Origin of the sequence: Rheinheimera sp. (genome assembly GCF_020217005.1) — a bacterium.
In the GTDB taxonomy this organism is placed as follows: Bacteria; Pseudomonadota; Gammaproteobacteria; order Enterobacterales; family Alteromonadaceae; genus Pararheinheimera.
Map to the genome: position 1 here is coordinate 1 of NZ_JAIWOI010000233.1, position 10,000 is coordinate 10,000.

Consider the following 10,000-nt stretch of genomic DNA (forward strand, 5'->3'; position numbering starts at 1 on the left):
TACTCGGCCTTGTGCTGTTAACCATTGGATTAAACTATTGTCAGCAAAGGATTTTGGGTCAATCTTATAATAAAAGCTCAAAGGGCCACCTGTACTTCGTTCTGATGCCGTGGCATTCTACCGACATTTTTAAGCCATTGTCAGTGTAAAAATCAGGCAAATTAATGCAATTAAGCGGATATCAGCACAACAAAAACTCAAAGTACTTCAGGTTGGCCCAACTTATGTTGGCCTTGCTTGGAATTTGGGTGCTTTCTCAATGGTGGTGGAACAGCAACCAGCAAGGCGAACTTTTGTTCCAGCAACAAAGTGCTGAATTGATGCGATCAACGCTAGTCGCGTTGTCTCATACCGCTGCTTATCTGATTGATAACGACCAACTGGAAAGCTTAAATCAGCTTACTACTCATATTGCCGCCACACCTTATTTACAGGACGTCGTAGTTTATGATGCCAATGGCGTAAAGTTATCCGCCTCAGAAGGCACTGCAGCGGCGCAGCTGCTGTATGCGCCACAACATGAACAGGCCCTGCTGGCTATGGTGCAGGAAATCACCCAACAAGGCCGGGTGATAGGCTATATCAAAATCAGCATGAAACTGGATGCCAGCTTATTGCCAGTCACTCAGGCATGGCAGCAACTGATGCGGCAGGTATTTTGGATGTTATTACTCTCAGGAGTGGTGGCTTTTATGCTGCGCGGCACCTGGAGCAAAATCACCCATCAGTGGCAAAAATGGCGTAAAGGCAAACAGGCAGATGCCGCGAATTTGCTTTAGCTTGGGAACAACTGAATTGTCGTATTAAACATCACCTGGGCAATATGCTGAGGCTCTTCACCTCTTAATTCAGCTAGCTCTTTTAGTACCAAAGGCAACTGGGCTGGTGTATTGATTTCGCCCTGAAAACCATTTAGTGGCATCGAAGGAGAATCGGTTTCCAGCACTAAAGCGTCCAACGGAAACTGTTTTACTGCCTTGCGGGTTTTCTCTGCGCGATCGTAAGTAATAGTACCGCCAATCCCGAGCTTAAAGCCCCTATCAATAAAGGCTTTGCCTTGCGTAAAGCTACCGGAAAACGCATGCAATATACCGCCTTGGCTAAATTGCTGCTGTTTAATGATCTGCAGTAATTCATTCTGTGATTTGCGATGGTGCAAAATCACAGGTTTTTTCAGTTTGGCTGCCAGCTGTAACTGCAGCTCAAAACACTTGCGTTGCAAAGCAAAACTTTGTTCATCCAGCGCAAAATCCAGCCCTATTTCACCTATAGCACAGACCTCTGGCAGAGCTGCTAAAGCCTCAAGCCCGGATAAAGCCTTAAGCTCTGATTGGCTGGCCCACCAGGGATGCACACCCAAGGCAATGTAAAAGCCATAACGCAGCTGCAATTCCAGCAAAGGCAACCAGGCGGACGATTGCACTGCTGGCACTAAAAAGCTTTCAACGCCCACAGCTTTGGCGTTGGCCAAATGCAGCTCCAGATCAGGCAATAACTCTGGTAAATCCAGATGGCAGTGGCTATCAAATAATACAGGCCGCGTATCGGCGGCCTGTGAAGGTAGGACTATGGGCATAAACGCTCTATGGCCCAGCTGCTGTCTGGTTGCTGCTTGTACATAAAGCGGTCATGTAGCCTGTGCTCGCCTCCTTGCCAGAATTCAATCTGATGTGGTTTGACTAAAAAGCCGCCCCAGAATGAAGGCACAGGTACTTCACCGTGCTCAAATTTATGTTTAATTTCAGCAAATTTTTGCATCAACACTTGGCGGGTCGACACAGGACGGCTTTGCTCTGAAGCCCAGGCCGCCAGCTGACTTTCTTTAGGCCTGGATAAGAAGTAACTCATCACCTGACTGGTCGGAACCCGCTCTGCCGTGCCATAAACAATCACCTGACGCTCCAGTGGATGCCATGGAAAATGCAGACAGACCTTAGGGTTATGTTCCAGCTCAGAGGCCTTACGGCTGCCTAAGTTGGTGTAAAACACAAACCCCTGACTGCTGACATCTTTAAGCAATACCAGACGTTGTGAAGGCTGGCCTGATGCATCCACTGTAGCAACACACATAGCGGTGGGATCCGGTAACTCGGCAGCTACAGCATCTTTTAACCAGGCTTCAAACTGCAGGAAAGGATCGGCATTAAGCTTATCCAGATCCAGTTTATCCATAGTGTAGCTGCGGCGAATATCAGCAATTTTCATCAGTTTGTCCTTGCACAGCGAAGATCTAAAGGGGATATCTGGCGTGAAGCGGATTACATCCGCTCCATGACCTCAATACCTAATAAGTCTAAGCCTTGTTTTAAGGTACTGGCCACCAGAATACTGAGCATTAAACGGCTGTTTTTCAGGTCTGGTTCAATGCCTTCTTTTAAAATAGGGCATGCTTCGTAGAAACTCATAAACTGGCTGGATAACTCGTATAAATAGTTACACAACAGGTTAGGCACAGCATCTTTCATCACGGCTTGTAAGGTTTCTTCTAAGCGTAACAGTTTGACTGCTAACTGCTTTTCCTGCTCTTCCACCAGTTGCAGCGGAGCCACAAAGCTCTCGTTGATACCAGCACGACGCAAAATACCGCTGACACGGGTATAAGCGTATTGCAGGTAAGGCGCTGTGGCACCTTCAAAACTTAACATCGCATCCCAGCTAAAGACGTAATCGCTGGTGCGGTTTTTTGATAAGTCAGCAAACTTCACTGCACCTATACCCACTTTACGCGCTACTTCCGCCATTTCTTCAGCGCTTAAGTCAGTGGATTTTTGCTCGACCACGGCCTTGGCTCGCACTACAGCTTCTTCTAACAATTCAGCCAGTTTGACAGTGCCACCGGTACGGGTTTTAAACGGCTTACCGTCTTCACCCATCATAGTGCCAAAGGGGCAATGATCATAAGCCACATGATCTTTGAGCAAACCGGCTTTACGGGCCACTAATTCCACTTGTTTAAAGTGCAGCGCCTGACGGGCGTCGGTAAAAATCACGATACGATCGGCAGCCAAATCAAAACTACGGTACTGACAGGCTGCTAAATCTGTAGTGGCGTACAGGAAACCACCACCGGTTTTTTGCACGATAAATGGCGAAGGGTTGCCTTCTTTATCTGCCAGTTCTTGCAAAAATACCACTAAAGCGCCTTCACTTTCTACTGCTAACCCCTGCTGCTTTAAGCCATCGACTATAGGCTGCAGCATAGCGTTATAAGCACTTTCAGGCTTGATATGTTCATGACCTAAAGTAACTTTCAGGGTCTTATACACTTCGTCACTATGCTTAATGGAGGTATCGATAAACAGCTGCCACAACTTCTGGCAATGCGCGTCGCCACTTTGTAGTTTCACTACATAGTCACGCGACTTATCGGCAAAACCTGCTTCATCGTCAAAACGTTTTTTCGCTTCGCGGTAGAAGTCTTCTAAATCAGCTAAAGCCACTTGCTCCAGGTCGATACCAGCCGCCAGCTTGTCTTCCAGATGCGCAATCAACATACCAAACTGCGTACCCCAGTCGCCCATATGGTTCTGACGAATGACTTTATCGCCCCAGAACTCCAGACAGCGCACTACGGCATCGCCAATAATAGTGGAGCGTAAATGACCAACGTGCATCTCTTTGGCCAGGTTGGGCGCTGAGTAATCCACGACCACAGTTTGCGGGGCCGGATTTGCGCTTAAGGTTAAACGTGGGTTTTGTGAAGCGCCCACCAACTGTGCAGCTAACCAGTCTTTACGTAAGGTGACGTTAATAAAACCAGGGCCTGCAATTTCTACTTTCTCAGCCATATCGGCTAAGTCCAGCTGTTGCACCAGCTGCTCGGCTAAAGCACGGGGATTGGTTTTTAATAACTTGGCAGCAGCCATAGCACCGTTAATTTGGTAATCACCAAATTCAACTTTAGTGCTGATGGTAACCGCTGTATTGGTGTCAGCAGGCAAACCCAGAGCTACCATAGCGGCCTGAGTTTTTGCAGATAATAATTCTTTGATATTCATAACAAACCTTTATGCCTGAATTAACGAGTGCCTGAATTAATGTTCACGGGTCTTATGGAATTTGATCTTCGGATAACGCTCCATCGACAAATTCAGGTTCACCATAGTAGGTGCCAGATAGGTCAGGTTATCGCCACCGTCCAGCGCCAGGTTGGTACTAGCCTTGCTCTTTAATTCAGTCATGGCTTTATGATCATCGCTATACACCCAACGCGCTGTGGTGACGTTGACACTTTCGTAAATCGCATCGACGCTGTACTCAGATTTCAAGCGATGCACCACCACGTCAAACTGCAGCACACCCACGGCACCTACGATCAAGTCGTTGTTATCCAGCGGACGGAACACCTGCACGGCGCCTTCTTCTGATAACTGCACTAAACCTTTGAGTAACTGCTTTTGTTTTAACGGGTCACGCAAACGGATACGGCGGAATAATTCAGGCGCAAAGTTTGGAATACCTGTGAAGTTAAACTTCTCGCCAGAGGTAAAGGTATCACCGATCTGAATAGTGCCGTGGTTATGCAAACCTATGATATCGCCAGGGTAAGCTTCTTCCACGTGTTCTCGATCACCGGCTAAAAAGGTTAATGCCTGCGGTACCAGCATGTCTTTGCCAATACGTACATGGTGCATTTTCATGCCCTTTTCATATTTACCTGAGCAGATACGTAAAAAGGCCACCCGGTCGCGGTGTTTCGGGTCCATATTAGCCTGAATTTTAAAGACAAAACCTGTGAAGGCTGATTCAGATGGTTCAACAACACGAGTGGTAGTGGCACGATGCTGAGGCGCAGGCGCCCATTCGGTTAAACCGTCCAGCATATGATCCACACCAAAGTTACCTAAGGCTGTACCAAAAAATACCGGGGTCAGCTCACCTTTGCGGAACAGCTCTAAATCAAACTCGTGGCTTGCGCCTTTGACCAGTTCCATTTCTTCGCGCAACTGACCAGCGTAATAGCCCACTCTTTTATCCAGTTCAGGGTTATTGATGCCTTTAATCACATCCAGTTCCTGAATGGTATGGCCCATACCTGATTTGTATAAAATCACTTCGTCACGGTAGATGTGATAAACACCTTTGAACTCTTTACCCGAAGCTATTGGCCAGGTAATAGGGGCACAGGCGATTTTTAATACATTTTCGACTTCATCTAACAAATCTATAGGATCCCGGATATCGCGGTCCATTTTGTTCATAAAGGTGACAATAGGAGTGTCACGTAAACGGGTAACTTCCATCAGTTTAATGGTACGGTCTTCAACACCTTTGGCACCGTCAATCACCATTAAACAGGAATCCACTGCCGTTAAAGTACGGTAAGTATCTTCCGAAAAGTCTTCGTGGCCCGGCGTATCCAGCAGGTTGACCAAACAGTCAGCGTAAGGGAACTGCATCACCGAAGTCGTGACCGAGATGCCCCGCTCTTTCTCCATTTCCATCCAGTCGGACGTCGCATACTGGCCCGACTTTTTACCTTTAACCGTACCGGCCTTTTGGATCAACTGTCCAAACAACAAGACTTTTTCAGTGATGGTGGTTTTACCGGCATCAGGGTGAGAGATAATCGCAAAAGTGCGGCGTTTGTTAATTTCTTCTAAAAACAGTTCGGTAGTCATGCCATCCAACTTGATCAATAAACGAAGCCCACAACATAGCCAAAAGGCAAAGTGAGTCACGCCCTAAGTAATTGCAGTTACAGCGCGACGGCTAGCGAACGAGACCCCATGAACATAGATACACTATGTGATTGGGGCGAGCGAACGACGCCAACAAAGCTGTAGCTTCAAGTACGACGGGTGTTTGCAGGGAAATTTCGCGCGATTATAGCAGCAAGCAGAGCATAGGCACAGAATTTAGCCACTTAAGGTGGGGAAATTATCTGTCGGAGCTGTGAATTGAGCCTTAGCCTAAGGGTAAAGCCATTAAAATGGCGTCTTCACGGCCTGTCGCTGTTGGGTAATAACTAGGGCGTAAACCGGTTTGAATAAACCCACATTTTTCATAGAGTTTGATAGCGTTCCTATTGGATTGGCGAACTTCCAGCCAACAATCCAGTGCTTCTAAATCCTGAGCCTGAGCAATAAAGTGCTGCAGCAACTGCTGGCCATAACCTTTGCCCTGGGCTTTTGGCGCCACGCCAATATTAAATAAACTGGCTTCTACAGCGACTTTCTCGCCTATATAAAACCCCAGAATATCGTCATTATCATCCAGCAGCACTGCATTAAAATAACGTTCACTAAAGCAGGTGTTGAAGGTACCTTCAGACCAGGGATGGCTATTAGCACTTTGTTCTATCTGAAGCATAGCCGGAATATCGGCAAGGGTGGCACTACGTAGTAACGGCATGGTTCAGCTCTCTTGCTGGAGGCACAACCAGAGCAGCTTTTTCTGCTGGGCTGACTGCAATAATTCAATCGAAGGTGTTACTAAGAGTCCGTTCTGCAACATAGGTTCAGTACTGCTTGGGTCTAACCGCCACTGCAGATCAGGTTGATACTCATTGATCGCCGCAAAAATGTCTTTAGAGAAGGTCAGCTCCGGATCAGGTTCTGAGTAGGAATCAATAGACACTGGCACTGCGGCCTCAATCACTTCAGCTACAGCAGCTACATCGGTTTCAGGTTCAGCCTGCAGCGCGATATCAGCTTCAGGCGTTTTGGCCAAAGCAGAAAACTCTTGATGTAATTCAAGTGGTTGTATCTGGAGTAAGTGCAGCAGTTGCTGCTTAGATGATAAAGAATTCATATCAAAATGAAGTGGCAGGGGCAGAGGGATTCGAACCCCCAACCATCGGTTTTGGAGACCGCTGTTCTACCAATTGGAACTATGCCCCTAGCGTTGGAGGCGCCATTATACAAAACAGGGTTCAAAGGTAAAGCAAAAATCTGTTGGCACTGATTTAACTGCACACAAAACATACGTTTCATTCCTCTAAGGCCCCATATTTGCTTAGCAGTCTATTTTTCAATCGTAAAATTCGATGATGACAAGCTTATTATTTCGTTTTCATCGAAGTATTTCGCAAGCTTATGCTGTGGTCATTCACTCAAAGGAGATTAATCATGAGCACAGTAAAAGATATATTTCAGCGAGAATTTCCGCGCCTGCAACAAGACGATACGATAGTTGAGGCTGTGCAGCAACTAAGACAGTTTAACCTGACCGGCGCTCCTGTATTCAATAAAGAACAGCAACTGGTGGGTTATTTGTCTGAGCAAGACTGTTTAACCGCTATGTTACACGCCAGCTATTTCTGCAGCCTGCACAACACCATAGCTCAAGTGATGAGTAAAAAGGTGGTCACAGTGCTGACGTCTGATAGCGTGGTGGATGCAGCAGTGATCTTTACCAGCCTGCATCTGCACCAGTTGCCTGTACTGGAGAATGGTGTGGTGGTAGGGGTACTGAATAGAGGTCAGGTAGTGAGAGCGCTGGAGGCTTCGCTTGGAGACTGTTATGGCGGGGAACGGGCGGCTTAGGGTTTGCAATCTTAAACTGCTGAAGTGAATAGTTCGCTGCAGGAGGATTGCAAGTGGCGTCCTGCCACTTGCCCTGCGGGCCGAGCTTCGCTCGTCCAAAATCGCTCCCGGCGATTTTGTCGAACCTTGCGGAGGATCTCATCCGCCTGTGTCCACCATTGCCGATCTGTTTGACTGAATTTTAAAAACAAAAAAACCCGCACTTAGCAGGTTTAGTTGTGGTGGACGCAGGAGGATTCGAACCTCCGACCGCTCGGTTCGTAGCCGAGTACTCTATCCAGCTGAGCTATGCATCCATCTGGTACTTTCTTTCTCGCAAATCGCTGTTGTAGTTAAGTGGTGGACGCAGGAGGATTCGAACCTCCGACCGCTCGGTTCGTAGCCGAGTACTCTATCCAGCTGAGCTATGCATCCAATTCTTAACAGTACAACTGGCGGAGAAGGAGGGATTCGAACCCTCGATAGAGTTTCCCCTATACACCCTTAGCAGGGGTGCGCCTTCAGCCACTCGGCCACTTCTCCGCACTACGTTGCGGCGTGTATATTAATGTCTCAGGAAAATAAGTCAAACAATTTTTGGAGCTGGAAAGCGCGTTTGCTGACCTTTTAAACAATTCGACTAATTATTCGCTACAAAGGGTTAAAAATATACAATTTCTAAAAGTGGCAACAGTTATAACTTATTGATCGTCATCGCCGCTAAAGCCACCTGGAGTGCCTTTTTCAGCCTGAATCCGCATGTAAATTTCTTCTCTGTGTACTGAAACTTCTTTTGGCGCATTTACACCAATGCGAACCTGATTTCCTTTGACGCCTAAAACCGTGACTGTGACTTCATCACCAATCATCAGTGTCTCACCAACACGACGCGTTAAAATAAGCATTCTTTGCTCCTTTTGTATGATCCCAGCTTCCAATGGTAACGCTTGTCTTAAGCATACTGCGCATACCTGTCTGTCTTATGATAACTCAGCTGACAAATTTATGAAAACCTTGAAATTAATTAACTGAACCCAATAAGGCAGAATGTAAAGCGACAGCTACTTTATTCAATTCAGCTTCTGGTAACACAATAGATAATTTAATTTCGGCACAACTCACTGCCACTGCCTGAACGGCTAAAAGCTGCAATTGTTCAAATACTGTCGCTGTAATGGCAGGATTTGATTTCAGCCCTATCCCTACTATAGATAACTTGCCCAAAGACTTCCTGCTTTGCAGCGTAAAATTTTTGTTCTTTTTCAGTTCATTACAAATATCTTCTACAGTGCTCAGATCATTTTGGTTCAAACTGAACTGCATCTGCACTAAACCGGAATGCGTATATTCCACCCTTAACATATCGGTCTCGATAGCTAAACGGGAAAACTCCTTCAGTAAAGCTATGTGCTGATCCTGACTTACATCATTCAGCTCCAGCCAAACTTCACCGGTCTGGCAGGCCAGTCCTGTTACCGCTGGTACACTCATGCTCTGGTCCTCATAACACACTAAAGTTCCCTGATCGGGCCTGAAGCTGGATAACACCCGTACCGGCACCTGATGCATAGCTGCATATTCGACAGAGCGGGAATGCAGTACTTTAGCCCCCAGACTGGCTAGCTCGAGCATACTGGAGGCATCGACATAAGGCAGTCGGAATGCATCTGCACATACTCGCGGGTCCATACTGTAAATACCGTCGACATCAGTAAATATCTGACACTCGTCGGCTTTTAAGGCCGCAGCTAAAGCCACTGCTGTGGTGTCAGAACCACCGCGGCCTAAAGTCGTGATATTGCCTTCGATATCTCTGCCCTGAAAACCTGCAGCTATGACAATATGGCCCTGCTCCAGCTCCTGCCACAAACGTTCTGTGCCTACAGATAAAATGCGGGCGCGGCTGAATTTATTGTCAGTCAGAATACCGATCTGGTCAGCCAGTAATGACACAGCCGGATGACCGCGTTTAATCAGCGCCATCGCCAGTAAAGCTATACTGACCTGTTCACCGCTGGCGGCGAGCATATCCAGTTCCCGGGTCGCAGGACGGCTGTCAATCTGATGCGCCAGCCCAAGCAGCCTGTTGGTTTCTCCTGCCATAGCAGACACCACCACCACTACTTTATGACCGGCATGCACAGTTTGAATCACCTGCTCTGCCACAGCTTCGATACGTTCGGGGGTACCTACTGAGGTACCCCCGAATTTTTGTACATATAAAGCCACTGAGCGTTACAGCTTAGCCGCAATATAGTCGGCAGCAGCTTTGAGCACGCCAGGTAAAGCGCCCACATCAGTGCCACCTGCCTGAGCTAAATCAGGCTTACCACCGCCTTTGCCCCCTACTTGCTCTGCAGCCCAGCCAATCAGCTGACCAGCCTGAACTTTTGCAGTTAAATCAGAGGTGACGCCTGCAATTAAACTAACTTTGCCATCAGTTGCTGTGGCCAGTAACAAAATGCCTGAACCTAATTTGTTTTTCAGCTCATCGACCATAGTACGGAAGGCTTTTGGATCAGCACCTTTCAGTT

Annotated in this window: 10 protein-coding genes, 4 tRNA genes and 1 pseudogene; 2 read left to right on the top strand and 13 right to left on the bottom strand. The window is 47.2% G+C overall.

Going from position 1 to position 10,000, the window contains the following annotated elements; genetic code table 11:
* Positions 1 to 164: 164 nt before the first annotated feature.
* The gene (locus LDL40_RS11415) at positions 165 to 779 is read left to right on the top strand and encodes a hypothetical protein (protein ID WP_300995506.1); all 615 of its coding nucleotides are present in this window, start codon (positions 165 to 167) and stop codon (positions 777 to 779) included.
* Here LDL40_RS11415 and LDL40_RS11420 read toward each other — a convergent pair.
* The 7 genes from LDL40_RS11420 to LDL40_RS11450 form a co-directional block, all read right to left on the bottom strand.
* On the bottom strand, positions 776 to 1,576 hold the full coding sequence (locus tag LDL40_RS11420) for a TatD family hydrolase (RefSeq protein WP_300995507.1): 801 nt from the start codon (positions 1,574 to 1,576) through the stop codon (positions 776 to 778). The genes LDL40_RS11415 and LDL40_RS11420 overlap by 4 nt on opposite strands.
* Complete coding sequence (gene pdxH, locus LDL40_RS11425) at positions 1,567 to 2,205, bottom strand: pyridoxamine 5'-phosphate oxidase (protein ID WP_300995508.1); 639 nt, start codon at positions 2,203 to 2,205, stop codon at positions 1,567 to 1,569. Before pdxH ends, LDL40_RS11420 begins: the two co-directional genes overlap by 10 nt.
* A 53-nt stretch (positions 2,206 to 2,258) precedes the next feature.
* The gene (argS, locus tag LDL40_RS11430; RefSeq protein WP_300995509.1) at positions 2,259 to 3,998 is read right to left on the bottom strand and encodes an arginine--tRNA ligase; all 1,740 of its coding nucleotides are present in this window, start codon (positions 3,996 to 3,998) and stop codon (positions 2,259 to 2,261) included.
* A 36-nt stretch (positions 3,999 to 4,034) separates the two neighbouring features.
* A complete protein-coding gene (gene prfC / locus LDL40_RS11435; RefSeq protein ID WP_300995510.1) occupies positions 4,035 to 5,621 on the bottom strand; it encodes a peptide chain release factor 3 in 1,587 nt (528 codons plus the stop codon).
* Positions 5,622 to 5,907: 286 nt separating this feature from the next.
* Positions 5,908 to 6,354: a ribosomal protein S18-alanine N-acetyltransferase gene (rimI, locus tag LDL40_RS11440; protein ID WP_300995511.1), complete on the bottom strand. Its 447-nt coding sequence runs from the start codon at positions 6,352 to 6,354 to the stop codon at positions 5,908 to 5,910.
* A gap of 3 nt (positions 6,355 to 6,357) precedes the next feature.
* Positions 6,358 to 6,753: a hypothetical protein gene (locus LDL40_RS11445; protein WP_300995512.1), complete on the bottom strand. Its 396-nt coding sequence runs from the start codon at positions 6,751 to 6,753 to the stop codon at positions 6,358 to 6,360.
* Between the two features lie 12 nt (positions 6,754 to 6,765).
* Positions 6,766 to 6,842: transfer RNA gene (locus tag LDL40_RS11450), tRNA-Trp, on the bottom strand.
* Between the two features lie 228 nt (positions 6,843 to 7,070).
* On the opposite strand from LDL40_RS11450, the gene LDL40_RS11455 reads away from it, so the two are divergent.
* The gene (locus LDL40_RS11455) at positions 7,071 to 7,487 is read left to right on the top strand and encodes a CBS domain-containing protein (RefSeq protein WP_300995513.1); all 417 of its coding nucleotides are present in this window, start codon (positions 7,071 to 7,073) and stop codon (positions 7,485 to 7,487) included.
* Positions 7,488 to 7,706: 219 nt separating this feature from the next.
* Here the strand turns inward: LDL40_RS11455 and LDL40_RS11460 are convergent.
* From LDL40_RS11460 to LDL40_RS11485, 6 genes and pseudogenes are all read right to left on the bottom strand, one after another.
* A tRNA-Arg gene (locus tag LDL40_RS11460) sits at positions 7,707 to 7,783 on the bottom strand.
* A 41-nt stretch (positions 7,784 to 7,824) separates the two neighbouring features.
* A tRNA-Arg gene (locus LDL40_RS11465) sits at positions 7,825 to 7,901 on the bottom strand.
* 18 nt (positions 7,902 to 7,919) lie between these two features.
* Positions 7,920 to 8,009: transfer RNA gene (locus LDL40_RS11470), tRNA-Ser, on the bottom strand.
* A 158-nt stretch (positions 8,010 to 8,167) separates the two neighbouring features.
* The gene (gene csrA / locus LDL40_RS11475; RefSeq protein WP_008897327.1) at positions 8,168 to 8,371 is read right to left on the bottom strand and encodes a carbon storage regulator CsrA; all 204 of its coding nucleotides are present in this window, start codon (positions 8,369 to 8,371) and stop codon (positions 8,168 to 8,170) included.
* A gap of 145 nt (positions 8,372 to 8,516) precedes the next feature.
* Positions 8,517 to 9,695, bottom strand: a pseudogene (locus LDL40_RS11480) (aspartate kinase); the annotation flags it as partial.
* 6 nt (positions 9,696 to 9,701) lie between these two features.
* Positions 9,702 to 10,000 (bottom strand): DHHA1 domain-containing protein (locus tag LDL40_RS11485; protein WP_300995515.1); only part of this gene is annotated, 299 nt, incomplete at its 5' end.

What these genes read in the sequence shown, in the direction of transcription:
- argS (WP_300995509.1), bottom strand. Translation starts at nt 3,998, where the DNA reads ATGAATATCAAAGAATTATTATCTGCAAAAACTCAGGCCGCTATGGTA.
- pdxH (WP_300995508.1), bottom strand. Translation starts at nt 2,205, where the DNA reads ATGAAAATTGCTGATATTCGCCGCAGCTACACTATGGATAAACTGGAT.
- LDL40_RS11415 (WP_300995506.1), top strand. Translation starts at nt 165, where the DNA reads ATGCAATTAAGCGGATATCAGCACAACAAAAACTCAAAGTACTTCAGG.
- LDL40_RS11445 (WP_300995512.1), bottom strand. Translation starts at nt 6,753, where the DNA reads ATGAATTCTTTATCATCTAAGCAGCAACTGCTGCACTTACTCCAGATA.
- prfC (WP_300995510.1), bottom strand. Translation starts at nt 5,621, where the DNA reads ATGACTACCGAACTGTTTTTAGAAGAAATTAACAAACGCCGCACTTTT.
- rimI (WP_300995511.1), bottom strand. Translation starts at nt 6,354, where the DNA reads ATGCCGTTACTACGTAGTGCCACCCTTGCCGATATTCCGGCTATGCTT.
- csrA (WP_008897327.1), bottom strand. Translation starts at nt 8,371, where the DNA reads ATGCTTATTTTAACGCGTCGTGTTGGTGAGACACTGATGATTGGTGAT.
- LDL40_RS11455 (WP_300995513.1), top strand. Translation starts at nt 7,071, where the DNA reads ATGAGCACAGTAAAAGATATATTTCAGCGAGAATTTCCGCGCCTGCAA.
- LDL40_RS11420 (WP_300995507.1), bottom strand. Translation starts at nt 1,576, where the DNA reads ATGCCCATAGTCCTACCTTCACAGGCCGCCGATACGCGGCCTGTATTA.